Source organism: Pseudomonas sp. YH-1 (assembly GCF_051990045.1).
Classification (GTDB): Bacteria; Pseudomonadota; Gammaproteobacteria; order Pseudomonadales; family Pseudomonadaceae; genus Pseudomonas; species Pseudomonas nicosulfuronedens.
This window is the reverse complement of the sequence record NZ_CP178184.1, coordinates 5232678-5259253: the sequence shown is the minus strand read 5'-3', so window position 1 is coordinate 5259253 and position 26576 is coordinate 5232678. Positions and strand designations below refer to the sequence as shown.

At 65.1% G+C, this 26576-nt stretch carries 19 protein-coding genes and 1 other RNA gene; 9 read left to right on the top strand and 11 right to left on the bottom strand.

Going from position 1 to position 26576, the window contains the following annotated elements:
* Positions 1 to 17: 17 nt before the first annotated feature.
* The 4 genes from ACKI1H_RS23900 to ACKI1H_RS23885 form a co-directional block, all read right to left on the bottom strand.
* Positions 18 to 1472: an efflux transporter outer membrane subunit gene (locus tag ACKI1H_RS23900; protein ID WP_440466579.1), complete on the bottom strand. Its 1455-nt coding sequence runs from the start codon at positions 1470 to 1472 to the stop codon at positions 18 to 20.
* Positions 1469 to 2536 carry an HlyD family secretion protein gene (locus ACKI1H_RS23895; RefSeq protein WP_138521756.1) on the bottom strand — a complete coding sequence of 356 codons (1068 nt, stop codon included), beginning with the start codon at positions 2534 to 2536 and terminating at the stop codon, positions 1469 to 1471. Before ACKI1H_RS23895 ends, ACKI1H_RS23900 begins: the two co-directional genes overlap by 4 nt.
* Positions 2537 to 2562: 26 nt before the next feature.
* Entirely contained in the window at positions 2563 to 4146 is a 1584-nt protein-coding gene (locus ACKI1H_RS23890) for an MFS transporter (protein WP_440466578.1), read from the bottom strand.
* A gap of 163 nt (positions 4147 to 4309) precedes the next feature.
* Positions 4310 to 5233 (bottom strand): LysR family transcriptional regulator, encoded by a 924-nt coding sequence (locus ACKI1H_RS23885; RefSeq protein ID WP_440466577.1) that lies wholly within the window; start codon positions 5231 to 5233, stop codon positions 4310 to 4312.
* Positions 5234 to 5398: 165 nt separating this feature from the next.
* On the opposite strand from ACKI1H_RS23885, the gene ACKI1H_RS23880 reads away from it, so the two are divergent.
* A complete protein-coding gene (locus ACKI1H_RS23880) occupies positions 5399 to 5821 on the top strand; it encodes a universal stress protein (RefSeq protein ID WP_138521751.1) in 423 nt (140 codons plus the stop codon).
* 248 nt (positions 5822 to 6069) lie between these two features.
* On the opposite strand, the gene guaD is transcribed toward ACKI1H_RS23880, so the two are convergent.
* From guaD to ACKI1H_RS23855, 5 genes are all read right to left on the bottom strand, one after another.
* A complete protein-coding gene (gene guaD / locus ACKI1H_RS23875) occupies positions 6070 to 7374 on the bottom strand; it encodes a guanine deaminase (protein WP_440466576.1) in 1305 nt (434 codons plus the stop codon).
* Positions 7375 to 7521: 147 nt separating this feature from the next.
* Entirely contained in the window at positions 7522 to 8373 is an 852-nt protein-coding gene (xdhC, locus tag ACKI1H_RS23870; protein ID WP_138521747.1) for a xanthine dehydrogenase accessory protein XdhC, read from the bottom strand.
* Positions 8374 to 8581: 208 nt separating this feature from the next.
* Positions 8582 to 10972 (bottom strand): xanthine dehydrogenase molybdopterin binding subunit, encoded by a 2391-nt coding sequence (xdhB, locus tag ACKI1H_RS23865; RefSeq protein ID WP_138521745.1) that lies wholly within the window; start codon positions 10970 to 10972, stop codon positions 8582 to 8584.
* Positions 10965 to 12428 (bottom strand): xanthine dehydrogenase small subunit, encoded by a 1464-nt coding sequence (gene xdhA, locus ACKI1H_RS23860; RefSeq protein ID WP_440466575.1) that lies wholly within the window; start codon positions 12426 to 12428, stop codon positions 10965 to 10967. The genes xdhB and xdhA overlap by 8 nt, the downstream gene beginning before the upstream one ends.
* A 371-nt stretch (positions 12429 to 12799) precedes the next feature.
* Positions 12800 to 13936, bottom strand: a complete 1137-nt coding sequence (locus tag ACKI1H_RS23855; RefSeq protein ID WP_280055727.1) for an alkane 1-monooxygenase — start codon at positions 13934 to 13936, stop codon at positions 12800 to 12802.
* Positions 13937 to 14119: 183 nt separating this feature from the next.
* Between ACKI1H_RS23855 and ACKI1H_RS23850 the strand changes: the two genes are divergently transcribed.
* The 6 genes from ACKI1H_RS23850 (at position 14120) to ACKI1H_RS23825 (ending at position 22748) form a co-directional block, all read left to right on the top strand.
* Positions 14120 to 14779 carry a GntR family transcriptional regulator gene (locus tag ACKI1H_RS23850; protein ID WP_138521739.1) on the top strand — a complete coding sequence of 220 codons (660 nt, stop codon included), beginning with the start codon at positions 14120 to 14122 and terminating at the stop codon, positions 14777 to 14779.
* 35 nt (positions 14780 to 14814) lie between these two features.
* On the top strand, positions 14815 to 18303 hold the full coding sequence (gene smc, locus ACKI1H_RS23845) for a chromosome segregation protein SMC (protein ID WP_440466574.1): 3489 nt from the start codon (positions 14815 to 14817) through the stop codon (positions 18301 to 18303).
* Between the two features lie 299 nt (positions 18304 to 18602).
* A complete protein-coding gene (gene zipA / locus ACKI1H_RS23840; RefSeq protein ID WP_138521735.1) occupies positions 18603 to 19493 on the top strand; it encodes a cell division protein ZipA in 891 nt (296 codons plus the stop codon).
* Between the two features lie 87 nt (positions 19494 to 19580).
* The gene (gene ligA / locus ACKI1H_RS23835; protein WP_440466573.1) at positions 19581 to 21968 is read left to right on the top strand and encodes an NAD-dependent DNA ligase LigA; all 2388 of its coding nucleotides are present in this window, start codon (positions 19581 to 19583) and stop codon (positions 21966 to 21968) included.
* A gap of 29 nt (positions 21969 to 21997) precedes the next feature.
* The gene (locus tag ACKI1H_RS23830) at positions 21998 to 22300 is read left to right on the top strand and encodes an HU family DNA-binding protein (RefSeq protein ID WP_440468904.1); all 303 of its coding nucleotides are present in this window, start codon (positions 21998 to 22000) and stop codon (positions 22298 to 22300) included.
* A 70-nt stretch (positions 22301 to 22370) separates the two neighbouring features.
* Positions 22371 to 22748 (top strand): hypothetical protein, encoded by a 378-nt coding sequence (locus ACKI1H_RS23825; protein WP_138521729.1) that lies wholly within the window; start codon positions 22371 to 22373, stop codon positions 22746 to 22748.
* 6 nt (positions 22749 to 22754) lie between these two features.
* Here ACKI1H_RS23825 and ACKI1H_RS23820 read toward each other — a convergent pair whose 3' ends face one another.
* Positions 22755 to 23123 (bottom strand): hypothetical protein, encoded by a 369-nt coding sequence (locus ACKI1H_RS23820; RefSeq protein WP_440466572.1) that lies wholly within the window; start codon positions 23121 to 23123, stop codon positions 22755 to 22757.
* A gap of 242 nt (positions 23124 to 23365) precedes the next feature.
* On the opposite strand from ACKI1H_RS23820, the gene ffs reads away from it, so the two are divergent.
* Positions 23366 to 23462: signal recognition particle sRNA small type (gene ffs, locus ACKI1H_RS23815), an RNA gene on the top strand.
* Between the two features lie 61 nt (positions 23463 to 23523).
* Here ffs and ACKI1H_RS23810 read toward each other — a convergent pair.
* Positions 23524 to 24246: a substrate-binding periplasmic protein gene (locus ACKI1H_RS23810; protein ID WP_440466571.1), complete on the bottom strand. Its 723-nt coding sequence runs from the start codon at positions 24244 to 24246 to the stop codon at positions 23524 to 23526.
* A 152-nt stretch (positions 24247 to 24398) separates the two neighbouring features.
* Here ACKI1H_RS23810 and dnaX point away from each other — a divergent pair, with 152 nt between their 5' ends.
* The gene (dnaX, locus tag ACKI1H_RS23805; RefSeq protein ID WP_440466570.1) at positions 24399 to 26543 is read left to right on the top strand and encodes a DNA polymerase III subunit gamma/tau; all 2145 of its coding nucleotides are present in this window, start codon (positions 24399 to 24401) and stop codon (positions 26541 to 26543) included.
* Positions 26544 to 26576 lie beyond the last annotated feature (33 nt).

Below are 26576 nucleotides of genomic sequence, written 5' to 3'. Positions count from 1 at the left end.
CGCGAGCAAGCTCGCTCCTACAAGTTCTGCGCGCGCTCTTCGGCCTGCTGCCAGCCACCACCCAGGGACTTGTAGAGCAGCACCAGTGTGGTCGCCACGGCCTCGCGGCTGCGCACCTGCTGTTCCTCGGTAGCCAGCAGTTCGCGCTGGGCACTGAGCACGTTGAGGAAGTCTACGGCGCCGGCCTTGTACTGTTCGCGGGCGTTGGCGAGAGCGGTTCGGCCGTGTTCGGCGGCGGTGTCGAGGCTGGCCAGGCGGCGCTGGTCGGCAGCGTAGTCGGTGAGTGCATCGTCCACCTCGCGCCAGGCGTTGAGCACGGTACGGCGGTAGGCGATGGCCGATTCCTGTTGCTGCGCTTCGCGCAGGGCGAGCATGCCTTTCAGGCGGCCGCCCTCGAAGATCGGCAGCGACAGGCTCGGGCCGATACCGAAGGTACGGCTGTTCCAGTCGCCAAAGTTGGACAGTTGCAGGGCCTGGAAGCCGAAGCTGCCGTTGAGGCTGATGCGCGGATAGAAGTCCGCCTTGGCAACGCCAATGCTGGCGGTAGCGGCGTGCAGGGTAGCCTCGGCACGGCGGATATCCGGACGACGCTGGGCCAGCTCCGAAGGCAGTCCGACCGGCACGCCACGGGGCGGCTGCGGCACGGGTTTGGCCTGGGCGAGTTCGGTCTGCAGCGCGCCGGGAGCCTCGCCGAGCAGATAGCCCAGGGCGTTGATCAGCCGTGCCTGGCGCTTCTGGCTGTCGGGCAGACGCGCTTCGATACTGGCGACCTGGGTCAGGGCTTCGGCCACGTCCAGTTCGGTGGCGACGCCATCGGCGCGACGCAGGCGGGTCAGCTCCAGGCTGCGCTGGGCGATCTCCAGATTGCTGCGAATGATGGCTTCCAGGTCCTGCTCGGCGCGCAGCTGCAGGTAGTTGCGCGCGGTTTCGGCGAGCACCGAGACCAGTACGTCGCGGCGGCTTTCTTCGGAGGCCTGGACGTTCGCATCGGCAGCCTCCAGCTCGCGGCGCACGCGGCCCCAGAAGTCCAGCTCCCAGGACAGGTCGAAGCCGCCGTCGAGCTGGTTGAAGCTGTCCTTGCCGGATTTGCCCGACGGGTCGTTCAGGCCCACTTCGCTGTTGCGCTTGCGCTGGTAGCCCAGGTCCGCGCCGACGTTGGGCACGGCATCGCCACCCAGCGCCTGGCGGATAGCCCGGCTCTGCTGCAGCCGCGCATCGGCTTCGCGCAGGTCGAGGTTGGCGGCGGCCACGCGGCGCTGAAGGTCATCCAGCTGTGGGTCGCCGAGCAGCGTCCACCATTGCGCTTCCATGGGGGCGTTGAGCGCCTGGCTCGGTGCATCCCCGCGTTGGGCGGACCAGTTCACCGCGTCGGTGTCATCAGGACGCTTGAAGTCCGGACCTACGCTGCAGGCGCCGAGCGCGAGCAGGGCAAGGCCAGCCAGGACGAACGGGGGCGTGCGGGCGACGATCATTGCACGGCCACCTTCTGCTCGTTGCTGGCGTGCGTGCCGGTGTCGATCCGCGCGATCACCGACATGCCCACGCGCAGTTTTTCGCGCAGCGGCTGGTCGGCGTCGAGGACGATCTTCACCGGGATGCGCTGGACGATCTTGGTGAAGTTGCCGGTGGCGTTGTCCGGGGCGATGGGCGCGAAGCTCAGGCCGGTGGCCGGCGCGATGCTGTCGACGTGGCCGCGCAGTTTCTCGCCGGGGAAGGTGTCGATGCTGATCTCTACGGCCTGGCCAGGTTGTACTTCGGTCAGCTGGGTTTCCTGGAAGTTGCCAACCACGTAGGCGTTCTGCAGCGGTACTACCGCAAGCAGCGCATTGCCCGGCGTGGTGTAGGCACCGACACGCACGGCGCGGCGGCCGACCATGCCGTCGAAGGGGGCGCGGATCTCGGTGTACGACAGGTTCAGTTGCGCCTGCTGCAGCTGCGCCTGCCCCCGCTTCAGTGCGCCCAGGGCCTCGGCCTGCTGGGCCAGCAGCACGTCGAGCTGCTTGCGCGCGGCCAGCGCGGCGGCCTTGTCCTTGTCCAGGACGGCCTTCGCCGAGTCGACGCGCGAGCGCGCCTGCTGGGCATTCTGCAACGTGCCGGCGCCCTGGGTGGCGAGGTGCTGGTAGCGGTTCAGTTCCTGCGCGGCAAAGGTCAGCGCAGCCTGGTCGGCCTGCACCTGGGCGGCGCTCTGGGCAATCACCGCCTGCTGGCGTTCGAGGTCGGCGGCAACATGGTGGTGACGCGCCTCGGCGGCCAGCACGTCGGCTTCGGCGGCGTCCAGCGCGGCGCGGTAGTCGCGGGCATCGATGCGCGCCAGGACCTGGCCGGCCTTCACCGACTGGTTGTCTTCCACCAGCACTTCCTCGATGAAGCCGGCGACCTTCGGCGCCACCAGCGTGAAGTCGGCATGGATGTAGGCGTCATCGGTGCTTTGCTCGCGGGCGGGGCTCAGCAGGCGCAGCAGCAGGTAGACGACAAGGGCGAGCAGCAGCACGGCAACCAGGGCCAGACTGCCGCGACGGGAGCTTAATTTCGACATGGGCAGACCTTTCAATCAGCGGGAATTCAGTTAGCAGGAACGACGGGGCGCGGCGGATAGACCCGCAGCGGCATCAGGGGAATCAGGACGAGCAGGGCGGCAGCCAGCCAGGACATAGCCAGCAGCGTGTCGGAGGCAGCGAGCACGCCGGCCTGGCCGCGCACCTGGCTGGCCAGGCGGCCGATGTTCTCGGCGCCGCCCAGTTGCTCCAGGCGCAGGTCCAGGGCTTGCGAGGCGCTGCCCAGGTGATCGACCAGACGGTTGGAGTGGTAGTGCTCGCGCCAGGTCATCAGGATCGACACCACGGCGCTGCCGAGCACCGCCGAGAAGCCGCGCACGCTGTTGAACCACGCCGAGGCGAACGGCCCTTCGATGGGCGCGACGACGCTGGTGGCGGACATCAGCAGCGGCACGATGGCCATCGGCTGGCCAATGATCTGCAACGCCAGCAGCCAGTAGAAGTTCTCCCGCGTCCACTCGCTGGTGAGCTGGCTCATGCCGAAAGCGGACAGGCCGCACAGGCTGATGCCGATGGCCAGCACCCAGCGGCAGTCGACCCGCGGGATGTTGCACAGCGCGGCCACCAGGGGCAGCGAAATGAGCTGCGGCAGCGCCACCAGCAGCGCCATGGGCGCCGATTGCAACGGGCGATAACCATGGGCCGAGGCGAGGTAGGACGCCGGTACGCCGGAGCATGCGCCGAGTACCACCAGCACGCCCGCCAGGGTGATCAGTGCGTGGGTGAAGTTGCGCCGCTTGAGGATGTCCAGGCGGTAGAAGGGCAGCGGGTGTGTCCATTCGTTGATGAAGAACGCCACCAGCAGCCCGGCGCCGCCGACCACCAGCAGGGTGACCAGATCGGATTCGAACCAGTCCAGGCGTTCGCCCTGCAGCAGGCCCATCACCAGCATCAGGATACCCGGCAGGCCGAGGGCGAGGCCCAGGGTGTCGAACTGGCGCAGGCGCTCCAGGCGCAGCGGGTCCTGCGGGATACCCCAGGCGACAGCAGCCAGCGCTACGGCGCAGAGCGGGATGACCTGCCAGAACACCCACTGCCAGCCGACGAACTCGGTCCATAGCGCGGCCAGCGGCATGCCCAGGTTGGGCGCGAAGGTGGCCGTCAGCGCGTAGGCGCCCAGGCCGTAGAGCTTGATCCCCGGTGGCAGGAAGCGCAGCGCCACGGTCATCAGCATGGGTGGCATGCAGCCACCGGCGAAACCCTGCAGCAGGCGCAGCAGGTAGAGCGTCTCGACGTTCGGCGCGAACGGACAGAGCAGCGCAAGCAGGGCGAATACGGCAATGGCGCCGAGGGTGAAGCGGCGCAGCGAAACGGTGACCGAGAACCAGGGGGCGAAGGCCATGGCGGCGACCTGCGCCGCCGAGTACAGGGCGATCAGCCAGGTGCCTTCGTCGTGGCCGATGGACAGCGCGCCGCGCACATCGGTCATGGCCAGGTCGGTGACCTTCTCGTTGAGGCCGGCGCTGAGGGAGGCGATCAGTACGCCGAGCATGCCGACCACGATGCGCAGGCCGAACGGTTGCGCAACGGGTTTGGGGGTTGCTTCGGACGGTTGTGGTGCGGTGGCGGAAATCGGGGCGAGCGCGGTCATGGCCGGCCTCCATGGGGATGGCCGATGCCGCCGCCGCTGGGCGGTACGGTGCAAGGCATAGGAATCAACTCGGGTATTTGCGACCGAGTCTAGGGAAGGGCATGAATTGTGAAAATTGAAATGATTGCAGCTAATCAGTGTGTCTGGTGCACTGATTGTGTGGTCAGCTCAGCAGGCCAGAACTTTCCCGCAACTCGATGCACACGCGCTTCACCGTCTGTCGCAGCCAGCTGTGCGCTGGGTCGTTGTCGAAGCGCGGGTGCCAGGCCTGGAGGATCACCACGGATTTCAGCGGCAGCGGGATGTCGAACTGGCGCAGGGCGAAGCCCAGGCGATCCAGGCGCCACAGCGAATGCTCGGCAATGGGCAGTACGAGGTCAGACTCCAGCAGGGCGAAGATCGAGGAATGGAAGGTCGGTGCGGTCAGGCGGATTTCCCGACGCAGGCCCAGGTTCGCCAGTTCCTCGTCGATCGGGCCGAGCGCGCGACCGCGTCGGGAAACGCTGATCTGCGGAAAGGCGGCGAAGCGCTCGGCAGTGATTTCGTCGTCGAAGATTGGATGGTCGCGCCGTGCCAGGCCGACGAAGCTGGTGGTGAACAGGGTCTGTGTGCGGATTTCCGGCTCCAGTGTCGAGGTGGCGCCGATGTACAGGTCGATGCGGTTCTGTCGCAGGGCTTCGTCGTCGAAGTCGGCTTCCGGGGCAATACGCAAGCTGCAGCGGGGCGCTTCTTCTTTCATCACCGCTAGCATGCGCGAGGCGAACCCGCCGACCAGCACGTTGTTGGAGCGCAGCACGAAGCAGCGTTCGAGCTGGTCCATGCGCAGGTTTTCCTTGGCATTGAACAGACGCATGGCGTGTTCGACCAGGTCGCTGACTTCTTCGCGCAATTGCAGGGCGCGAGGTGTCGGCACCAGGTTACGCCCGGCGCGGACCATGATCGGGTCGCCCACCGCTTCGCGAATGCGCGACAGGGTGCGGCTCATGGCGGGTGCACTGAGGTGCATGCGTCGCGCGGCACCGACCACGCTGCCTTCTTCGAGCAGGATGTTGAGGGCGACCAGCAGATTGAGATCGGGCAGGGCCATGGCGACTCCGAAGACAGTGGGGCAGTGCTATTCATATTCCATTGCGAAGGGCTCGCTGGGCAAGCGTGCGTTTCATGCAATGGTTCATTACGTTTGGCGTGCCTTTACGGTCCGGCGCGCGCCCCGAAGAATGACGGCGGATTTTGTTTCACGAAGGAGAAAGGCATGTTCAAACGGATTCTGCTGGCCATCGACGGTGCGGCGCAGTCGGCGCGCATCGTTGCCACGGCGGGAGAGCTGGCGCGTGATCACGGCGCCGAGGTGCATGTGGTCTGCGTCGTGGATCGCGCTTTCGCGATGCCGCGGGAGGATGCGCTGGAGTACCCGCCGGCGGAGCAGGAGCAACACGAGGCCCAGGCGCTGGTGGATGATGCCGTGATGCAGTTGCAACCCTGCGTTGCGTCGGGTGCCGTGGTGGCGGGCGATCCGGCGCGGGCGATCCTGCGGGAGTCAGAGCGGCTGGCGTGCGATCTGATTGTGATCGGTCACCGGCACCTGGGGCGTATCGAGCGGTTGCTGGACCCGTCGGTGGGGCAGCGGGTGATCGAGCGGGCTCCGTGTCCGGTGCTGGTCGAGGTGCGGGAGTAAACGTGTGCACGCACCGGCATTGTGCCGTGCGGTTCTCGAGCAAGCTCGCTCCTACGGAGAGCGCCCGGCTTGATCCTGTAGGAGCGAGCTTGCTCGCGAACCCGGGCAGACGCACAGGCATTGCCCGGTAACCATCGCGCGCAAGGCGTGCTCCTACAAGTGATGCGTGCCATGCGGGCTGGGAATGAAAAGCGGCCCCGGCGCCGGGTTGGTCCTGAGCGAGGTCCCGGCGCCGAAGCCGTAAGGGGTCAGCCGCGGCGATGCACGTTGCGACCGTGCGCGAAGGTTTCCTTCACGGTACGGTCGTCGCCGAGGATGACCAGTGCGAAGAGTTTCTCCTCCAGAGTTTTCGCCTGCTGCAGGCGGTAGTCCAGCAGCGGGGTGGCCTTGTAGTCGAGGACCACGAAGTCGGCCTCGTTGCCCTGGGCGAAGCTGCCGACCTTGTCCTGCAGCTCCAGCGCGCGGGCGCCGCCGAGGGTGGCCAGGTACAGCGATTTGAACGGGTCGAGCTTCTTGCCTTGCAGCTGCATGACCTTGTAGGCCTCGTTCAGCGATTGCAGCTGGGAGAAGCTGGTGCCGGCGCCGACGTCAGTGCCCAGGCCGACCTTGACCTTGTGCTTTTCCAGCTTGTTCAGGTCGAACAGGCCGCTGCCCAGGAACAGGTTGGAGGTCGGGCAGAAGGCCACGGCCGAGCCGGTTTCCGACAGGCGCTGGCACTCGCCGTCGCAGAGGTGCACGCCGTGGGCGAACACCGAGCGCGGGCCGAGCAGGCCGTGGTGGTCATAGACGTCCAGGTAGCCCTTGCGCTCCGGGAACAGCTCTTTGACCCACTCGATTTCCTTGAGGTTCTCCGAGAGGTGCGTGTGCATATACACGCCCGGATGCTCCTTGAGCAGACGGCCGGCAGCGTCGAGCTGTTCAGGCGTGCTGGTCGGGGCGAAGCGCGGGGTCACCGCATAGAGCAGGCGGCCCTTGCCGTGCCAACGCTCGATCAGCGCCTTGCTGTCGGTGTAGCTGCTTTCGGCGGTGTCGGTCAGGTAGTCCGGTGCGTTGCGGTCCATCATCACCTTGCCGGCGATCAGGCGCAGGTCGAGCTTCTGCGCCGCGCCGAACAGCGCGTCCACCGACTGCGGGTGCACGGTGCCGAACACCAGCGCAGTGGTGGTGCCGGCGCGCAGCAGCTCCTTGAGGAAGATGCCGGCGACATCGGCGGCGTGGGCCGGGTCGGCGAACTGCTTCTCGGTGGGGAAGGTGTAGGTATTCAGCCAGTCCAGCAGCTGCTCGCCGTAGGAGGCGATCATGCCGGTCTGCGGGTAGTGGATGTGGGTGTCGATGAAGCCGGGGGTGATCAGCGCGTCGTGGTATTGAACCACTTCGACGCCACCCAGTTGTGGCAGCAGCTCGGCGGCGTGGCCGAGGCGGGCGACCTTGCCGTCTTCCACCAGCAGGATGCCGTCCTCGAAGTACTGATAGGAGGCTTCGATGCCGACTTCGGCGGGGTCGGCGACGCTGTGCAGGATGCTGGCGCGGTAGGCTTTGGCTTGAGTGCTCATCGATCTCTCGCAAATCGGAATTGACGCGTCGTTGGACGCTGGTCGATGGGTATTGCTTCGCTCCACCCATCCTACGAAATCTGTCCGGCGCTCCGTAGGATGGGTGGAGCGAAGCGATACCCATCACGAAGGCCGGAATGTTGGAAATCAGGCGCCGCTTTCGGCAGTGCGTGCGCGGCGGCTTGTGGGTAACAGTTTGGCCACGGTGTTCTCGCCCTTGCTGGCCTCCTGACCGAAGGTGGCGTTGTAGGTGGCAATCACTTCGCCGGCGATGGACACGGCGATCTCCACCGGCAGCTTGCCTTTCACCTCGCTGATGCCCATGGGGCAGCGCATGCGCTGCACAGTGTCGGCGGCGAAACCACGGTCGCGCAGGCGGTGTTCGAACTTGGCGCGCTTGGTGTCCGAGCCGATCAGGCCGAAGTAGGTGAAGTCATTGCGCTCGAGGATCTTCGCCGTCAGCTCCAGGTCCAGCGCGTGGTTATGGGTCATGACGATGAAGTAGCTGCCGGCGGGCATCTCGTCGATCTCATCGATCACATCCTCGTTGATCGCGCGGGTGACGCCCTCGGGGATGTAATCGGGAAACTCGGCTTCCCGCGAGTCGATCCAGCGCACCTTGCACGGCAGGCTGGCGAGCAACGGCACCAGCGCGCGGCCGACGTGGCCGGCGCCGAACACGGCGATGTGCGCCTGGGGCTGGCCCATGGGTTCGAACAGCAGCACGGTGGCGCCGCCGCAGCACTGGCCGAGGCTGGCACCGAGGCTGAAGCGCTCAAGCTTCGGCTCGCGCTCGCGGTTCTGCAGCATCTCGCGGGCGATGGCCATGGCCTTGAATTCGAGGTGGCCACCGCCGATGGTGTCGTAGAGCTTGTCGGCGCTGACGACCATCTTCGAGCCGGCATTGCGTGGAGTCGAGCCGCGTTCTTCGATGATGGTCACCAGCACGCTGGCTTCGGCGCGCTGTTGCAGGTCGGCGAGGGCACTGATCCAGTTCATCGTTTCGAACCTCGATGGTGGGCTCTATTTGTAGGAGCGAGCTTGCTCGCGAACGAGTTCCCCGGCAGCTCTATGGCTGGGCGGTTCGCGAGCAAGGACTAGGCGTCCCCCTCGCTCCTACAATTGGGAGTTAGGGTGGGGCGCCGCTGGCGGGGTGGAGGACGGAAGTGGGGACGTCTCTCCCTGCCAGCGGTGCCCCATGGTCACATCACGCCGGCTCGACCTGAGCCGGTGCCTTTTCGGCCTGGGCGGCCTTCAGCTTGCGCATTTGCTCCACGCCCCAGAGCACGCGCTCGGGAGTGGCGGGGGCGTCGATCTGCGGCTGGGCGCGGTAGTCGGCCAGGCTGGCCACGGCGTCCTTGATCGCGCAGAACACCGAGATACCCAGCATGAACGGCGGCTCGCCGACGGCCTTGGAGTGGAACACCGTCTGTTCCGGATTCTTGCGGTTTTCCACCAGCTTCACTCGCAGGTCGATCGGCATGTCGGCGATGGCCGGGATCTTGTAGCTCGCCGGGCCGTTGGTCATCAGCTTGCCCTTGGCGTTCCACACCAGCTCTTCCATGGTCAGCCAGCCCATGCCCTGGACGAAGCCGCCTTCGACCTGGCCGATGTCGATGGCGGGGTTCAGCGAGGCGCCGACGTCGTGGAGGATGTCGCTGCGCAGCATCTTGTACTCGCCGGTGAGGGTGTCGACGATCACCTCCGAGCAGGACACGCCGTAGGCGAAGTAGTAGAACGGCCGGCCGCGCGCCTGGCTGCGGTCGTAGTAGATCTTCGGCGTGCGGTAGAAGCCGGTGGAGGAGAGCGACACCTGGCCGAAGTAGGCCTGCTGGATCAGCTCCTCGAACGGCAGGATGAGGTCACGCACGCGTACCTGGTTGTTGCGGAACTCGACGTCGTCCTCGGTGACCTTCCAGTGCCTGGCAGCGAACTCCACCAGGCGCTGCTTGATGATCTCGGCGGCATTCTGCGCGGCCTTGCCGTTCAGGTCGGCGCCCGACGAGGCGGCGGTCGGCGAGGTGTTGGGCACCTTGTCGGTGTTGGTGGCGGTGATCTGCACGCGGTCGATGTCGACCTGGAAGACCTCAGCCACCACCTGGGCGACCTTGGTGTTCAGGCCCTGGCCCATCTCGGTGCCACCGTGGTTCAGGTGGATGCTGCCGTCGGTGTAGATGTGGATGAGCGCGCCGGCCTGGTTGAGGAAGGTGGCGGTGAAGCTGATGCCGAATTTCACCGGAGTCAGCGACAGGCCTTTCTTCAGTACCGGGCTGTTGGCGTTGAAGGCGCGGATTTCGGCGCGGCGCTTGGCGTACTCAGCGCTGGCTTCCAGCTCCTCGGTCATCTCCTCCAGCAGGTTGTGTTCCACCTGCTGGTAGTAATGGGTGACGTTGCGCTCATCCTTGCCGTAGTAGTTGCGCTTGCGCACGTCCAGCGGGTCCTTGCCCAGGTGGCGCGCGACCGCGTCCATGATCTCCTCGATGGCGACCATGCCCTGCGGGCCGCCGAAGCCGCGGTAGGCGGTGTTCGACGCGGTGTTGGTCTTGCAGCGGTGACCGTTCACCGTGGCGTTGCCGAGGAAGTAGGCGTTGTCGGAGTGGAACATCGCGCGGTCGACGATGGAACCGGAGAGGTCCGGCGAGTAGCCGCAGTTGCCGGCCAGCTCGATGTTGATGCCGTGCAGCAGGCCGTCGTCCTCGAAGCCCACGTCGTACTCGACGTAGAAGGGGTGGCGCTTGCCGGTCATCTGCATGTCTTCGACGCGCGGCAGGCGCATCTTCGCCGGGCGCCCGGTGAGGCGTGCGACGACGGCGCACAGGCAGGCAGGCGCAGCGGCCTGGGTTTCCTTGCCGCCGAAGCCGCCGCCCATGCGGCGCATGTCGATGACCACCTTGTTGAAGGAGATGCCCAGCACTTCAGCCACCAGCTTCTGCACTTCGGTGGGGTTCTGGGTGGAGGTGTAGACGATCACGCCGCCGTCTTCGGTGGGCATCACCGAGGAAATCTGCGTTTCCAGGTAGAAGTGTTCCTGGCCGCCGATGTGCAGGGTGCCCTGGATGCGGTTCGGCGCAGTGGCCAGCTTGGCCTCGGAATCGCCGATCTTGTGCTGGTGGCTGTCCAGCACGAAGTGCTTCTTGCGCAGTGCTTCGACGACGTCGAGTACCGGCTCCAGGTCTTCATACTCGATGATCGCGGCCATGGCCGCCTTGCGTGCGGTTTCCAGGCTGTCGGCGGCGACGGCGATGACCATCTGGCCGACGTACTCGACCTTGCCGTCCGCCAGCAGTGGGTCGCCGGCGACCACCGGGCCGATGTCCAGCTGGCCGGGCACGTCATCCTTGGTGATGGCGATCGCCACGCCGGGGAACTGGTAGCAGGGGCTGACGTCCAGCCTGGTGATGCGTGCGTGGGCGCGGTCGCTCATGCGGGCGTAGACGTGCAACTGGTTGGGGAATTCCAGGCGGTCGTCGATGTACTGCGCTTCGCCGCTGACGTGCTTGGGCGCGCTCTCGTGCTTGACGCTGCGGCCAACGCCGGTGGTGAGGTCGGCGCGGAACAGTGCGGTGAGTTCTTCCTGGCTTTTCTGCGGCTTATGCATAGTGGGTCACCCGGGTTACGGCCTGAGGGGCTTCCAGCTCCAGGAAGCACTTGCGCAGCAGGTTCTGCGCGGTGAGCAGGCGGTATTCCTTGCTCGCACGGAAGTCGGTGAGCGGCGCGAAGTCCTCGCTCAGTGCCAGCGCGGCGCGTTCGAAGGTGGCGCTGTTGAAGGTCTGGCCGAGCAGGACGGCTTCACAGGCCTTGGCGCGTTTCGGGATGGCGGCCATGCCACCGAAGCCAGTGCGCACGGCGGTGATCTTGCAGTTCTCGACCGTCAGGTTGAAGGCGGCGCAGACGGCGGAGATATCGTCGTCCAGTCGCTTGGAGACCTTATAGGCGCGGAACGCCTGGCTGCTCTGCGGGCGCGGGATGATCACCTGTTCGATGAACTCGCCTTCCTGGCGCGCAGTGACCTTGTAGTCGATGAAGTACTCGTCGATCGGCAACTCACGGCGTTCGCTGCCCTTGCGCAGCACCAGGCGCGCACCCAGGGCGATCAGCAGCGGCGGCGAGTCGCCGATGGGAGAGGCATTGCCGATGTTGCCGCCCAGGGTGCCCTGGTTGCGGATCTGCAGCGAGGCGAAGCGGTGCAGCAGCTCGCCGAAGTCCGGATAGTCGCGGGACAGCGCTTCGTAGCAGTCGGTCAGCGGGGTCGCGGCGCCGATCTCGATGCGGTCGTCGAAGACCTCGACGCGCTTCATTTCCTCGACATGGCCGACGTAGATCATCACCGGCAGTTCGCGGTGGAACTGGGTGACTTCCAGGGCCAGGTCGGTGCCACCGGCCAACAGGCGCGCCTGCGGGTTGGCGGTATAGATGTCGGCCAGATCGGCGATGGTCAGCGGCAGCAGGCAGCGCTTGTCGCCGCTGTTGAGTTCGGCGGTCTCGCGTGGGGCGATGGCCTTGAGCTGGGCGATGATCTCGGGCTGCGCGACGTCGAACTGGTCGGGCTGCTTCTGGCAGCAGGATTGCTCGGCGGCGTCGAGGATCGGGCGGTAGCCGGTGCAGCGGCAGAGGTTGCCGGCCAGCGCTTCATGGGCCTCGGCCTTGCGCTCTTCGGTGGTCTCGCCGGCGGTGTTCTTCTGCAGGGCGAACAGCGACATGACGAAGCCAGGGGTGCAGAAGCCGCACTGCGAGCCGTGGCAATCGACCATGGCTTGCTGCACACCATGCAGTTCACCGCGGTGCTTGAGGTCATCGACGCTGATCAGCTGCTTGCCATGCAACGAGGAAACGAACGTCAGGCAGGAGTTGAGGGTGCGGTAGCGGATACGCTCGGCACCTTCTTCGCCCACCAGTTCGCCGACGACCACCGTGCAGGCGCCGCAGTCACCGGAGGCGCAACCCTCCTTGGTGCCGGTCTTGCCCAGGGTCTGGCGCAGGTAGTTGAGCACGGTGAGATTGGGATCGAGGCGGTCTTCGACGCGCAGCTCGCGATTGAGCAGGAACCTGATCAAGGCTTGCCTCCAGGCTGATTCTTGTTTTTGGTAGGGCACTGGAGGCGAATTTATGGAAAGCTGACTTTTGAGTCAATAAAATTTCTGTCCGAATGGTCAGAAAGTTTTTCCGCAGGTGATAGACGGCGCGAGCGGGACTGTTTTTTGTAGGAACGAGCTTGCTCGTGAACTACCGATATGGCCGGTCTGCACCGTGCTAGCCCGGTAGGATGGGTGGAGCCTAAGCGATACCCATGCTGTCTTCACGCGGGAGTGATGGGTATCGTTGCGCTCCACGCCATCCTGCGAAGAGCGGCCCGGTGCCGGACAGCAGAAAGAAAAAAGGCGGCAAGCCGGGGTAGGGCTTGCCGCCAAGGCGTGGAACTCTTCGATCAGGCCTGCTGGGTAGCGCTCAGCTGGTATTCCTCGCCGGCGTAGTAGGCGCGTACGCGGCGGTCCATCACCGCGCGCCAGAGTGGTGGGAATAGCGCCAGGACGATCATTCCGGCGTAGCCGTTGGGCAACTGCGGGCTCTCATCGAAGTGGCGCAGCACCTGATAGCGGCGCTTGGCATTGGCGTGGTGGTCGGAATGGCGCTGCAGGTGGAAGAGGAACAGGTTGGTCAGCAGGAAGTTGCTGTTCCAGGAGTGCTCGTGGGTGGTTCGCTCGTAGCGCCCTGTGTCCAGGCGGCGACGGTGCAGTCCGTAGTGCTCCACGTAGTTGACGATTTCCAGCAGGGTGAAGGCCATCACCGACTGGCCGATGAAGTACAGCGCGCCGATCCAGCCGAAGGCGACGCTGAAGCCGACCAGGAACAGCGCACTGATCACGTACCACCAGATCAGCTCGTTGCGCCAGTGCAGCGCCGGCAGGCCCTTGCGCTTGAGGCGCTCGCTCTCCAGCTTCCAGGCGTTGAGGAAGTTGTGCTTGTAGGCGTGGGGCAGGAAGGCGTAGAGACTCTGGCCGTAGCGCGAGGACGAGGCGTCCTCCGGCGTTGAGACATGCACGTGGTGGCCGCGTACGTGTTCTACCTTGAAGCCTGCGTAGCACACCGCTGCCAGCAGCAGGCCGCCGGCGTTCTGCTCCAGTTGCGGGTCCTTGTGGATCAGCTCGTGGGAGACGGTGATGCCGATGGCGCCCATGACGGTGCCCACGGAAAGGATCCAGCCGAGCTGGCCAACCCAGTTCCAGGCGTCATAGGTGGCCAGCACCCAGCCGCCGTAGACCAGCATGCCCAGCAACAGCGGCACGGTCAGCAGGCTGAGGAAGCGGTAGTAGCCCTCGCGCTCCATGGGCGGGACTTCCTCCACCTCGTCAGGGTTGGCCGGGTCGCGGCCGACCACGAAGTCCAGCAGCGGGATCACCCCGAACACCACGGTGATGACCAGCCAGGCCCAGGCGTTGGGATAATCGCTACCGAACGACCACCAGTAGCTGACGGGAATGCCGAAGACCGGGACCAGCCAGATCCAGTAGCCGGCTTTCTTGAGACGCAACATCCAGGCAGGGGAAAGGAACAAAGCGAACATGGACGACTCCCGATACGTCTCTTGTGTAGGATTGTCAGACAATCCTGCGCCTGTTCCTCCCGATGGATGCACCAACCTTTGTTCTGTCGTCCCTCCTGGGCGGGGGATGGCGGGGTAACACCCTGTGTTACACTTCGCGTCCGCAGTAGCCCCTCGAAAGCGCCCCGATTCTTAAGGACAACCATGACGTTCAAGGCCCCGGACAGCCTGGCTGAGCAGATCGCGCATCACCTTGCCGAACGCATCATCCGGGGCGAACTCAAGGAGCGCGAGCGCATCCAGGAACAGAAGGTCACCCAGACCCTCAACGTCAGCCGCGGCTCGGTCCGCGAGGCGCTGCTGATCCTCGAGCGCCGCCACCTGGTGGTGATCCTGCCGCGCCGGGGGGCGCAGGTGTCCGAGCTGTCCGCAGCGCACGTGGAAAGCCTCTACTCGCTGGTGATGGAGCTGTACATCATGCTCGCCAGCAGCGTGGCGCGGACCTGGCGCGAAGAAGCTGACCTGGCACCCTTCATGGCGATACAGCGGCGCCTGCTGGACGAGCTCGAGCGCGGCGACATCAATGCCTTCGTCGAATCCAGCTTCGACATCATGCGCGCTGCCTTCCCGTTCGCCGCCAATCCCTACCTGCAGGAAACCGTGGAAAATCTCCTGCCGGCCATCAGTCGCACCTATCATCTGGCCCTGGAGCGCCGCAAAGGCGAGATGAGTCAGTTCATCGGCAGCTTCGAAAACCTGCTGCGCGCGGTGGTGGGCCGCGACGAGGCGGGTATCCGCGAGGTCCTGCTCGACTACGGTCGGCACAACAGCCAGCTGGTTCTGGCTGCACTGGCAGAACGATAAGCTCTCAATAAGAGACGGACGGGGGAAGAGGGCTCATGCGGCTCAAGTGCATCAAGCTGGCAGGCTTCAAGTCCTTCGTCGACCCGACGACGGTCAATTTCCCGAGCAACATGGCGGCCGTCGTCGGCCCCAACGGTTGCGGAAAGTCCAACATCATCGACGCCGTTCGTTGGGTAATGGGTGAGAGTTCGGCGAAGAACCTCCGTGGCGAGTCGATGACCGACGTCATCTTCAATGGCTCCAACACGCGCAAGCCGGTGACCCAGGCATCCATCGAACTGGTGTTCGACAACTCCGACCAGACCCTGCTCGGCGAATACGCCAGCTATGCCGAGATTTCCATCCGCCGCCGCGTGACCCGCGACGGCCAGAACACCTATTTTCTCAACGGCACCAAGTGCCGGCGCCGTGATATCACCGACATCTTCCTCGGCACCGGCCTTGGGCCGCGCAGCTACTCGATCATCGAACAGGGCATGATCTCCAAGCTGATCGAAGCCAAGCCCGAGGATTTGCGCAACTTCATCGAGGAAGCCGCCGGCATCTCCAAGTACAAGGAGCGCCGCCGCGAGACCGAGAACCGCATCCGCCGCACCCAGGAAAACCTTGCGCGTCTGACCGACCTGCGCGAAGAACTGGAGCGCCAGCTGGAGCGCCTGCACCGCCAGGCCCAGTCGGCGGAGAAATACCAGGAATTCAAGGCCGAGGAGCGCACCCTCAAGGCACAGCTCGGCGCCTTGCGCTGGCGCGACCTGAACGAGCAGGTCGGGCAGAAGGAAAAGGTGATCGGCGACCAGGAAGTGGCCTTCGAGGCGTTGGTGGCCGAGCAGCGTAGCGCCGACGCCAGCATCGAGCGCCTGCGCGACGGCCACCATGAGCTGTCGGAAACCTTCAACCAGGTGCAGGGTCGTTTCTATTCCGTGGGGGGCGACATCGCCCGCGTCGAGCAGAGCATCCAGCATGGCCAGCAGCGCCTGCGCCAGTTGCAGGACGACCTGCGCGAGGCCGACAAGACCCGCCAGGAAACCGAGTCCCACCTGGGCCACGACCGCACCCTGCTCGCCACCCTGGGCGAGGAGCTGGAGCGTCTCGCCCCGGAACAGGAAATCAGCGCCGCTGCCGCCGAGGAGGCTACCGTCGGGCTGGAAGACGCCGAGCAGCGCATGCACGACTGGCAACAGCGCTGGGATGCCTTCAACCAGCAGAGCGCCGAACCGCGTCGCGAGGCGGAAGTTCAGCAGTCGCGCATCCAGCACCTGGAGCAGAGCCTGGAGCGCCAGGGCGAGCGTCAGCGCCGCCTGAGCGACGAGCGCACGCAACTGGCCGCCGATCCGGAAGACGCCGCGATCCTCGAGCTGGGCGAGCAGGTCGCCGCCATCGAATTGCTGCTGGAGGAGTCGCAGATCGAAGAGCAGGAGCTGGCCGAGCGCCTGGAGCGCGTGCGCCAGTTCCTGCAGGAAAGCACCGCCGCGCAGCACCAGGCGCAGGGCGAGCTACAGCGTCTGAATGGCCGCATTGCCTCGCTGGAGGCGCTGCAGCAAGCCGCGCTCGATCCGGGCGACGGCACCGCGCAATGGCTGCGTCAGCAAGGGCTGGAACAGCGGCCGCGCCTCGCTGAAGGCCTGCGCGTACAGGCGGGCTGGGAACTGGCGGTGGAAACCGTGCTCGGTGCCGACCTGCACGGCGTGCTGCTGGACGACGTGAAAGGGCTGCCATTCGACGCGTTGGAGAAAGGCGAACTGCGCCTGCTCGATCTGGCTGCTGGTGCCGTTTCGCGGCCTGGCAGCCTGCTGGACAAGGTCGAGACGAATGTCGACCTGAGCTACTGGCTGGGTCGCGTGCGCCCGGTCGAAACCCTGGAGCAGGCGCTGGCCCAGCGCGCTTCGCTAGGTGATGGCGAAAGCCTGATCAGCCGCGACGGCTACTGGGTGGGCCGGAACTTCCTGCGCGTGCGCCGTGGTGAGTCCGCCGATGGCGGTGTGCTGGCGCGTGGCCAGGAGCTGGAGCGCCTTTACGCCGAGCGCGAAACGCTGGAGCAGCGCCTCGCCGAGATCGACGAACAACTGGCGCGCCTGCGTGACGAGCAGCGTCAGGCTGAGGAAGGTCGTGATCAGGTGCGTCGCCGCCTGCAGGACGAAGGTCGCCGCCAGGGTGAGCTGAAGGCGCAGCTGTCCGCGCAGCAGGCCAAGGTCGAGCAGCTGACTCTGCGCCGTCGACGTCTGGACGAAGAGCTGGCAGAGCTGGCCGAACAGCATGCCGTCGAGCAGGAGCAGCTGGGCGAAGCGCGCCTGAGCCTGCAGGAAGCGCTGGACGCCATGGCCGTGGACACCGAGCGTCGCGAATCGCTGCTCGCCGAGCGCGACGGCATGCGCGAGAAGCTCGACCGCATTCGCCAGGAGTCCCGCCAGCACAAGGACCACGCCCATCAGTTGGCTGTGCGCGTGGGCTCCCTGCGCGCCCAGCACGAATCCACCCGCCAAGCGCTGGAGCGCCTGGACAGCCAGGCCGTGCGACTGGTCGAGCGTTGCGAGCAGCTAAACCTCAATCTGGAGGAGGGCGCCGCGCCGCTGGAAGAACTGCGCATGCGCCTGGAAGAGTTGCTTGACCGGCGCATGGCGGTGGAGGACGAACTCAAGCACGCGCGTCTGGCGCTGGAAGATGCCGACCGCCAACTGCGCGACGCCGAGAAGCGCCGCACCCAGGCCGAGCAGCAGTCGCAGCTGTTGCGCGGCCAACTGGAGCAGCAGCGCATGGAATGGCAGGCCCTGAGCGTGCGACGCAAGTCACTGCAGGAACAGCTCCATGAGGATGGCTATGACCTGCACGGCGTGCTGGGCACCTTGCCCGTTGACGCTGCCGAGAAGGTCTGGGAAACCCGCCTGGAAGAACTGGCTGCGCGCATCGGTCGCCTGGGGCCGATCAACCTCGCGGCCATCGAGGAATACCAGCAGCAATCCGAGCGTAAACGCTACCTGGATGACCAGAACGACGACCTGGTGGAGGCGCTGGATACCCTGGAAAACGTCATCCGCAAGATCGACAAGGAAACCCGCAACCGCTTCAAGGAAACCTTCGACCAGATCAATGCTGGCCTTCAGGCATTGTTCCCCAAGGTTTTCGGCGGCGGTCACGCCTATCTGGAACTTACCGGCGAGGATCTACTCGATACCGGGGTGGCGATCATGGCGAGGCCGCCGGGCAAGAAGAACAGCACCATCCATCTTCTGTCCGGTGGCGAGAAGGCCCTGACCGCTCTGGCGCTGGTGTTTGCGATCTTCCAGCTGAACCCGGCACCGTTCTGCATGCTCGACGAAGTCGACGCGCCGCTGGACGATGCCAACGTCGGCCGTTATGCGCGGCTGGTGAAGGAGATGTCGGAGAAAGTGCAGTTCATCTATATCACCCACAACAAGATCGCCATGGAGATGGCCGATCAATTGATGGGCGTGACCATGCACGAACCGGGATGTTCGCGTCTGGTGGCGGTGGATGTGGAAGAGGCTGTTGCGCTCGCTGAAGCGTGATCGATCAGGCGAACTTGAGCTATGCTGGCAAGATGCTTTGTTTCAAGCCTAAGGCATTGATTTGATTGGGGTAGGATTCGGCTGAGGCACTCAAGCGGCAGCCGCTATGAAAAGTTGCAAAGAGTGCGGCGGAGTGTCGCCTCAGGCAGTGTAAAGTTATGTGAGAGCGTGTTAGCTTAACGCCCACTTTTGTATCGCGTGGAAAACATCAGTCAGAACATGAAGTTGGCTCCACGTTTTCAAGGGATAGGATGTCCTTTTCTTCATCATCATTTTTTGTTCAGGGGCTACGGGATTAGATGGATATCGGTCTGCGCGAATGGCTGATCGTCATTGGGCTCATCGTCATCGCCGGCATTCTGTTCGACGGTTGGCGTCGCATGCGGGGTGGCAAGGGCAAGTTGCGTTTCAAACTGGATCGCCAGTTTGCCAACCAGCCCGATGACGGGGACGAAACCAACCCGGAATTGCTCGGGCCTTCCCGGGTAGTCGACCATCGCGAGCCGGAGCTCGACGAGGAAGACCTGCCCAAGGTCAGTGCCAAGGAGTCCCGTGGCAAGCGCCGCGGCGAGCCGCGCCAGGGCGACCTGAACCTGGACGACCCGGCGCCGAACCTGCTCGGCCCATTGGACGAAGAGGATTTCCCCAATCCGCTGGACGACGTGCCGGCAGAGAAGGACAAGGCGAAGAAGGACCGCAAGAAGGACAAGGAGCGCGCTGCTCCCGCCGCTGCGGCTCCGTCGGCGCCCCAGGCACCGGTTGATGAAGTGCTGATCATCAACGTCATCAGCCGCGACGAGAACGGCTTCAAGGGCCCGGCGCTGCTGCAGAACATCCTCGAAAGCGGCCTGCGCTATGGCGAGATGGACATCTTCCACCGCCACGAGAGCATGGCCGGCAACGGTGAAGTGCTGTTCTCCATGGCCAACGCGGTCAAGCCGGGTACCTTCGATCTGGACAACATCGACCAGTTCAGCACCCGCGCGGTGAGCTTCTTCCTCGGCCTGCCGGGCCCGCGCCATCCCAAGCAGGCGTTCGACGTGATGATCGCCGCCGCCCGCAAGCTGGCCCAGGAGCTCAATGGCGAGCTGAAGGACGAGCAGCGCAGCGTGATGACTGCACAGACCATCGAGCACTACCGTCAGCGCATCATCGATTTCGAGCGACGCGCCCTGACCCAGAAGCGCTAAGCTTTCCGCACGCTGCAAATGAAGCCCCAAGCGACCCTTGGGGCTTTGCATTTCTAGCCGCAACCTATTGCCGCCCGAGATTCCCGCATGACCGACTCCCAGATCGCTGCCGAACGCATTGCCCAGCTGCGCAGCGAGCTCGACGACCACAACTACCGCTACTACGTGCTCGACGAGCCGAGCGTGCCGGACGCCGAGTACGACCGTCTGTTCCGCGAGCTGAAGGCGCTGGAAGCCGAGCATCCTGAACTGATCACTCCCGAGTCGCCGACCCAGCGGGTCGGCGGTGCGGCTGCCTCCGCATTCGGCGAAGTGCGTCACGAAGTGCCGATGCTCAGCCTGGGCAACGCCTTCGAAGAGCAGGACCTCAACGATTTCGACCGCCGAGTGCGTGAGGGGCTGGCGGACCAGTTGCCGGCATCGGACCTGTTCGGTGGCGGCGCGGAGGTGGAGTACAGCTGCGAGCCCAAGCTTGATGGTCTGGCGGTCAGCCTGCTGTACGAGAACGGCGTGCTGACCCGTGGCGCTACGCGCGGCGACGGCACCACCGGAGAGGACATCAGTGTCAACGTACGCACCATCCGCAATGTGCCGCTGCGCCTGAAGGGCGAGGGCTGGCCGGCGGTGCTGGAAGTGCGCGGCGAGGTCTTCATGTCCAAGGCTGGCTTCGAGGCGCTCAACGAGCGGCAGATGGAAGCCGGCGGCAAGACCTTCGCCAACCCGCGCAATGCCGCGGCCGGCAGCCTGCGCCAGCTGGATTCGAAGATCACCGCCAGCCGCCCGCTGGAGTTCTGCTGCTACGGTTTCGGCCGTGTCGAGGGTGGCGCGCTGCCCGGCACTCAGGTCAATATCCTCGAAGCCCTCAAGGGCTGGGGCATCCCGATCAGCCGCGAGCTGAAGCTCGCCAAGGGCGTCGAAGGTTGTCGCGCTTATTACGAAGACATCGGTGCCCGCCGCGACAGCCTTGCCTACGAAATCGACGGCGTAGTGTTCAAGGTCAACCGCATCGACTTCCAGCGTGAGCTGGGCTTCCGTGCCCGCGAGCCGCGCTGGGCCATCGCTCACAAGTTCCCGGCTCGCGAAGAGTTGACCGAATTGCTGGACGTGGAATTCCAGGTCGGCCGCACCGGCGCGGTAACGCCCGTGGCGCGCCTCAAGCCGGTCCAGGTGGCTGGCGTAACGGTGTCCAACGCCACGCTGCACAACATGGACGAGGTCGCCCGCCTGGGCCTGATGATCGGCGATACCGTGATCATCCGCCGTGCCGGCGACGTGATTCCACAGGTCATGCAGGTCGTCACCGAGCGGCGCCCGGCGGATGCGCGTCCGGTGGCGATCCCCACCCAGTGCCCGGTCTGCGGCTCGCAAGTCGAGCGCACCCAGCTGGTCAAGCGAAGCAAGGGCAGGGAGTCGGTCAGCGAAGGTGCCATCTACCGCTGTGTCGGCCGGCTTTTCTGCCAGGCGCAGCTCAAGCAGGCAATCATCCACTTCGTCTCGCGCCGCGCCATGGACATCGACGGCCTTGGCGACAAGATCGTCGAGCAACTGGTGGATAAGGGGCTGGTGAAATCCCCGGCCGACCTCTACACCCTGACCTTCGAGCAAGTCATCGAGCTGGAGGGGTTCGCCGAAGTCTCCACGCGCAACCTGCTCGCCGCCATCGCGGAGAGTCGCAAGCCGGCGCTGGCGCGTTTCGTCTTCGCTCTGGGCATTCCGGATGTGGGTGAGGAAACCGCCAAGCTGCTGGCGCGCTCCCTGGGCTCCCTGGTACGCATCCAGAAGGCGCTGCCGGAAGTGCTCACTTACCTGCCGGACGTCGGTGGCGAAGTGGCCTACGAGATCCACAACTTCTTCGATGACGAGCACAACCGCAGCGTGATCCAGCAATTGCTGGAGCGCGGTATCGAACTGCAGGACGAAGGTGGGGTGTCCGCCGAGTTCGCCGCTGTCGCGACGCTGGCGGGCTTCATCGACAAGCTGAACATCCCTTTCATCGCCGCCACGGGCGCCGAAAAGCTGGCTGATCGCACCGGCAGCCTCGACGCACTCATCACCCTCAGCCAGGACTGGCTGGACCTCAGCACCCTCAAGGGCGTGAACGAGAAGGCCAAGCAGTCGGTGCGCGAGTACTTCGCCGATGCTGCTCGTGTCGAGCGCGCCAAGGCCGTCGAAGCGCAGTTGGCGGAGTTCGGCATGCACTGGCGCAGCGAGCGCAAGGTCGTCGAAGGCCTGCCGCTGGCCGGCCAGACCTGGGTGCTCACCGGCACCCTGGAAGCCATGAGCCGCGACATCGCCAAGGAAAAACTCGAAAGCCTCGGCGCCAAGGTGGCCGGCTCTGTCTCGGCCAAGACCCACTGCGTCGTCGCCGGACCGGGAGCGGGTTCAAAGTTGGCCAAGGCCCAGGAACTTGGCGTCGCCGTGATGGACGAAGAGCAGCTGATCAAGCTGCTGGCCGATCACGGCATCGGCGCCTGACAAGCCTTTCTTCCGATCAAAGAATCAAGATCAACGCATCAAGGAGTCACTTTATGCCCATGACCAAGGACCAACTGGTTCGCGATATCGCCGAATCCCTCGACCTGACCCAGGCCGCCGTGCGCGGCGTGTTCGAGCAACTGGCGCAGATCGCCCAGGACGCTCTGGAGAATGACGGTGAGCTGACCCTGCCGGGTATCGGCAAGCTCAAGGTCACCGAACGCGCTGCCCGTACCGGCCGCAACCCGCAGACCGGCAAGACCATCGAGATCGCCGCGAAGAAGGCTGTGCGCCTGGTGCCTGCCAAGGCCCTGGTCGACAGCCTGAACTGATCGGCAGGCCTGTTCCGACCTGTGTGTTGCAAAGCAGAGCGGGGCGGGCCATCGGTTGACGGAGAGCAAGATGGACAAGGCAAGAAAGCAGCGCCTGCTCGGCGTCGGGGCACTGGTAGTGCTGTTCGGGGCTTACGTGGCCTGGACCGAGCGCCCGCAGATCGTCCTTCACTATGAAGGCGTGGGCGGGCCGGCGGTGAGCTACAGCTTCAAGGAAAACGGCGAGGAGAGTCTCGCGGGCGAAATCAAGCCAGGCGAAGCACGCGCCTTCCCGCTGCGTCTGCTGCGTTCGGGCGAGTACCGCGTGGCCTTCCAGTTCCACCAGGGGGCGGAGCGCTACTCCACCTTCAGTACCCGTCCGGGCTACAGCAAGATGGATCTGTTCATCGGGCCGAACCTGGAAGTCTCCACCCAGCCTCGGCCCGAAGGATTGCTCCAGGGACAGTGACGCCCGTTACAGGTACTCTGCCACCAGCACCACATTGCGCTGGTCCGCGGGTAGGTCGCCGTCGACTACCTCGCGGATGACGCTGTCGGTATCGCCGGTGGTCTTGATGCCTTTCCCCAGCGCCTTGCCGCGCGCATCGGTCAGCCGGTAGCTCACACTGGGCATCGCGCCGCGCGGCTCGTTCAGCATCATTGTCATGGCCTTGTTGCACGCGCTCAGCTGCACGCGTGCGCTGCGGGCCGTCACGTCGATCAGCCCGACCTGGCAGGTTGGCTCGACCACGGCCCCGCTGAAGTGGATGACGCCATCGTAAGCCATCAGTGGGGGCGAGAAGAGCAGGACAACGAGAGTAGTGGATCGCAGTGCTACGAACATGCTGGCATTCCTCGCTCGGTCATGGCCCGTCTTTGAGCGACGGGTTCACCCCTAAGCGTCGGCACCATTGGAATTTTCTGAACTGGCTGTAAGGCAATTCCCTTAATGAAAACGCAAATTCGTGATGAAGGTCGGGAATTGCTTGGGGAACGTCGCTAAGTGCTTGAAGTACTTGTAACTTGCGCTCAAGCCGCTACAATGGCGCGGCTCGCTGATCTGGCGAGCTCTCGCGATGGTGGCCCTGTCGGTCCCCCCGCAACGATTACTCGCTTACCTGGTCAGGTCCGGAAGGAAGCAGCCAAGGCGGGGACATTGTGTGCCGGGGTGTGGCTGGCGGGGCCGCCTCCATTTCGGGGTCAGTAAAATTCGTGGCCCCCATCCTGTTGATGCATCCGCCGCCTCAGCGGTAGTGATCCAGGATCTGCTCGATCTTCCCCGACGCCTTGATTTTCGCCAGTACCGAGAGCACCTCGTCGGCACGGACTTCGGGCGCATCCAGCACCATGCACGACAGCGGCGTTTCCTCGATCACGCTGGCGATTCTCAGACGTTCCGCTTCGGGTAGTTCGCGGTTGAACCAGTTCAGCGCAAACTCGCTGCTGATCGCGTACTGATAGCGGCCGATGCGCAGCTTCTTCAGCACCAGTTCCTGGTTGCGCGCGTCGTCGCGGCTCAGCCAATGGCTGTCCAGCAGTGGCTGCAGGCGCGGGTAGTGATAGCCCAGCACGGTGCCGACGGATTGGCTGGGCAGGGTTTCCAGCTTGTCGGCCGGGGCGTCGCGGACGACCAGCAGGTCGCGCTGCACCATCAGCGGCGCGGTCCAGCGGTAGTCATTGAATTCATGCTCGATCCAGGTGCGCGAGACATAGCAGCGTACGTCCACTGAATGGCTGAGCAGTGCCTGTTCGATACGAGCACGGGGCACGATATGGAAGGCAGCGGGCCGGCCCAGTTCGCGCGCCGTTTCCTTGAACAGCTCGAACATGATGCCGCCGGTCAGTTCGCCGTTCTCGATCTGCGCCAGCGGCATTGCCCAGCTGTCGACCACCGAAAAGCGCAGGGGACGGTCGTCGGCCTGGGCGAGGGTGGCGGTCAGCAGCAGGGCGGTGGCGAGGAAGCGCATCAAGACTCCGTTGATGGCAGAAGGACAACACAATGCCGTGTAGCCCGGCCCTTGCCAAGATGCGATAGCGACCGGTGCGGACATCGGGTGCAATTTACGGTCCGCTTCGCTAGGATTAGCGCACTTCTGCTTACCCGTCGCGATGGATTTCAATGAGTTATCAGGTTCTTGCTCGCAAATGGCGTCCGCGCTCGTTCCGCGAAATGGTCGGCCAGACCCATGTGCTCAAGGCCCTGATCAATGCGCTGGACAACCAGCGCCTGCACCACGCCTATCTGTTCACCGGTACCCGTGGCGTGGGCAAGACCACCATCGCGCGCATCCTCGCCAAGTGCCTGAACTGCGAGACCGGTGTCAGCTCGACTCCCTGCGGGCAGTGTTCGGTGTGCCGAGAGATCGATGAGGGTCGCTTCGTCGACCTCATCGAAGTGGACGCCGCCAGCCGCACCAAGGTCGAGGACACCCGCGAGCTGCTCGACAACGTGCAGTACTCGCCGACCCGCGGACGCTACAAGGTCTACCTGATCGACGAAGTGCACATGCTCTCCAGCCACAGCTTCAACGCCCTGTTGAAGACCCTGGAGGAGCCGCCGCCCCACGTGAAATTCCTGCTGGCCACCACTGACCCGCAGAAACTTCCGGTGACCATTCTCTCGCGCTGCCTGCAGTTCTCGCTGAAGAACATGCCGCCGGAGCGCGTGGTAGAGCATCTCACCCACGTTCTGGACGCCGAGAACGTGCCGTTCGAGGACGATGCTCTGTGGCTGCTCGGCCGCGCCGCCGACGGTTCCATGCGTGATGCCATGAGCCTCACCGACCAAGCCATTGCCTTCGGCGAAGGCAAGGTGCTGGCCGCCGACGTGCGCGCCATGCTCGGTACCCTGGATCACGGGCAGGTCTACGGCGTGCTTCACGCACTGCTGGAAGGCGATGCACGCGCGCTGCTGGAAGCCGTCCGCCACCTGGCCGAGCAAGGCCCGGACTGGGGCGGCGTGCTGGCTGAAATGCTCAATGTGCTGCACCGTGTGGCCATCGCCCAGGCGCTGCCCGAGGCGGTGGACAACGGCCAGGGCGACCGCGACCGCGTGCTGGCATTGGCCCAGGCGCTGCCGGCCGAGGACGTACAGTTCTACTACCAGATGGGCCTGATCGGCCGCCGCGACCTGCCGTTGGCGCCCGATCCCCGTGGTGGTTTCGAGATGGTGCTGCTGCGCATGCTGGCGTTCCGCCCGGCCGATGCCGACGGCGCGCCCAGATCGCCACTAAAGGACCTGGGGATCAGCAAGGCCACGGCTGATTCCAACCCTAACCCAGTGGCCGGCGCCGCCGTTGCAGCGCCGGTTGCAGCCATTGCTCCGCCGCCTGTTACGCCCGCACCTGTAGCTCCGGTTGCCGAGGTTGCCCCGACCGTTGCCGCGCCGCAGCCTCAGGCGGCTCTGGCTCCGGCTCCGGCTCCGGTGGTGGAGACTGCGCCTGTTGCCGCTCCTGCCCCGGTCGTTGAAGTGGCTCCCGCGCCGGTTGAAGCGCAGCCGGAAGTGGTTGTCGCAGCAGAGCCTGTTGCTCTGGCCATCGAGCCGCAGTCGCCGGTTGCCGAAGCGCCTGTCGATCTGCCGTGGGACGAACCCTCCGCACCGGTTGCCGCCGCTCCCGCACCGCTCGAGCCTGCAGCACCTGCACCTGCACCTGCACCTGCGCCCGTAGCGGCAGAGCCAACTCCTGTGCCGGTGGCTGCTCCCGCACCCGTCGCGGCCGAAGCTCCGGCCGATGACGATGACCGCGACGAAGAGCCGCCACCCGCCGAGGACTACTACGAAGTCGACATGGAGTCCTACGGCTACCTCGAGAGCGAGGCGCCGCAGGAGCAGGCCGAACCGGAGCCCGAGCCCGCCGCCATGCCCGCGACCGGCCTTGCCGCCGAGTGGTTGGACCTGTTCCCGCGCCTGGGACTGGCCGGCCTGACCGCCAGCATCGGCGCCAACTGCACGCTGGTGGCGGTGGATGGCGACAACTGGCACCTGCACCTGGACCCGGGCCAGAGCGCGCTGTTCAACGCGACCCAGCAACGTCGCCTGAACGATGCGCTGAACCAGTTCCACGGGCGCACTCTGACGCTGCAGGTCACCCAGCAGAAGCCCGAGCAGGAAACCCCGGCCCAGGCCGCCGCGCGCAAGCGCGCCGAGCGTCAGCGCCAGGCCGAGGCGTCGATTGCTGCCGACCCGTATGTGCTACAGATGAAGCAACAGTTCGCCGCGGTGGTCCGCGACGGTACTATCGAACCCCTGGAGGCCAAGGCTTGAGCCTTGGCCGACGACTGAACGAATCGAGGAACT

Coding starts and splice junctions, on each gene's coding strand:
- ACKI1H_RS23895 (WP_138521756.1), bottom strand. CDS start 2,536: ATGTCGAAATTAAGCTCCCGTCGCGGCAGTCTGGCCCTGGTTGCCGTG.
- guaD (WP_440466576.1), bottom strand. CDS start 7,374: ATGAGCACTCAAGCCAAAGCCTACCGCGCCAGCATCCTGCACAGCGTC.
- smc (WP_440466574.1), top strand. CDS start 14,815: ATGCGGCTCAAGTGCATCAAGCTGGCAGGCTTCAAGTCCTTCGTCGAC.
- ACKI1H_RS23885 (WP_440466577.1), bottom strand. CDS start 5,233: ATGGCCCTGCCCGATCTCAATCTGCTGGTCGCCCTCAACATCCTGCTC.
- ACKI1H_RS23890 (WP_440466578.1), bottom strand. CDS start 4,146: ATGACCGCGCTCGCCCCGATTTCCGCCACCGCACCACAACCGTCCGAA.
- ACKI1H_RS23855 (WP_280055727.1), bottom strand. CDS start 13,936: ATGTTCGCTTTGTTCCTTTCCCCTGCCTGGATGTTGCGTCTCAAGAAA.
- dnaX (WP_440466570.1), top strand. CDS start 24,399: ATGAGTTATCAGGTTCTTGCTCGCAAATGGCGTCCGCGCTCGTTCCGC.
- ACKI1H_RS23900 (WP_440466579.1), bottom strand. CDS start 1,472: ATGATCGTCGCCCGCACGCCCCCGTTCGTCCTGGCTGGCCTTGCCCTG.
- ligA (WP_440466573.1), top strand. CDS start 19,581: ATGACCGACTCCCAGATCGCTGCCGAACGCATTGCCCAGCTGCGCAGC.
- ACKI1H_RS23820 (WP_440466572.1), bottom strand. CDS start 23,123: ATGTTCGTAGCACTGCGATCCACTACTCTCGTTGTCCTGCTCTTCTCG.
- ACKI1H_RS23825 (WP_138521729.1), top strand. CDS start 22,371: ATGGACAAGGCAAGAAAGCAGCGCCTGCTCGGCGTCGGGGCACTGGTA.
- ACKI1H_RS23850 (WP_138521739.1), top strand. CDS start 14,120: ATGACGTTCAAGGCCCCGGACAGCCTGGCTGAGCAGATCGCGCATCAC.
- zipA (WP_138521735.1), top strand. CDS start 18,603: ATGGATATCGGTCTGCGCGAATGGCTGATCGTCATTGGGCTCATCGTC.
- ACKI1H_RS23810 (WP_440466571.1), bottom strand. CDS start 24,246: ATGCGCTTCCTCGCCACCGCCCTGCTGCTGACCGCCACCCTCGCCCAG.
- xdhB (WP_138521745.1), bottom strand. CDS start 10,972: ATGCATAAGCCGCAGAAAAGCCAGGAAGAACTCACCGCACTGTTCCGC.
- ACKI1H_RS23880 (WP_138521751.1), top strand. CDS start 5,399: ATGTTCAAACGGATTCTGCTGGCCATCGACGGTGCGGCGCAGTCGGCG.
- xdhC (WP_138521747.1), bottom strand. CDS start 8,373: ATGAACTGGATCAGTGCCCTCGCCGACCTGCAACAGCGCGCCGAAGCC.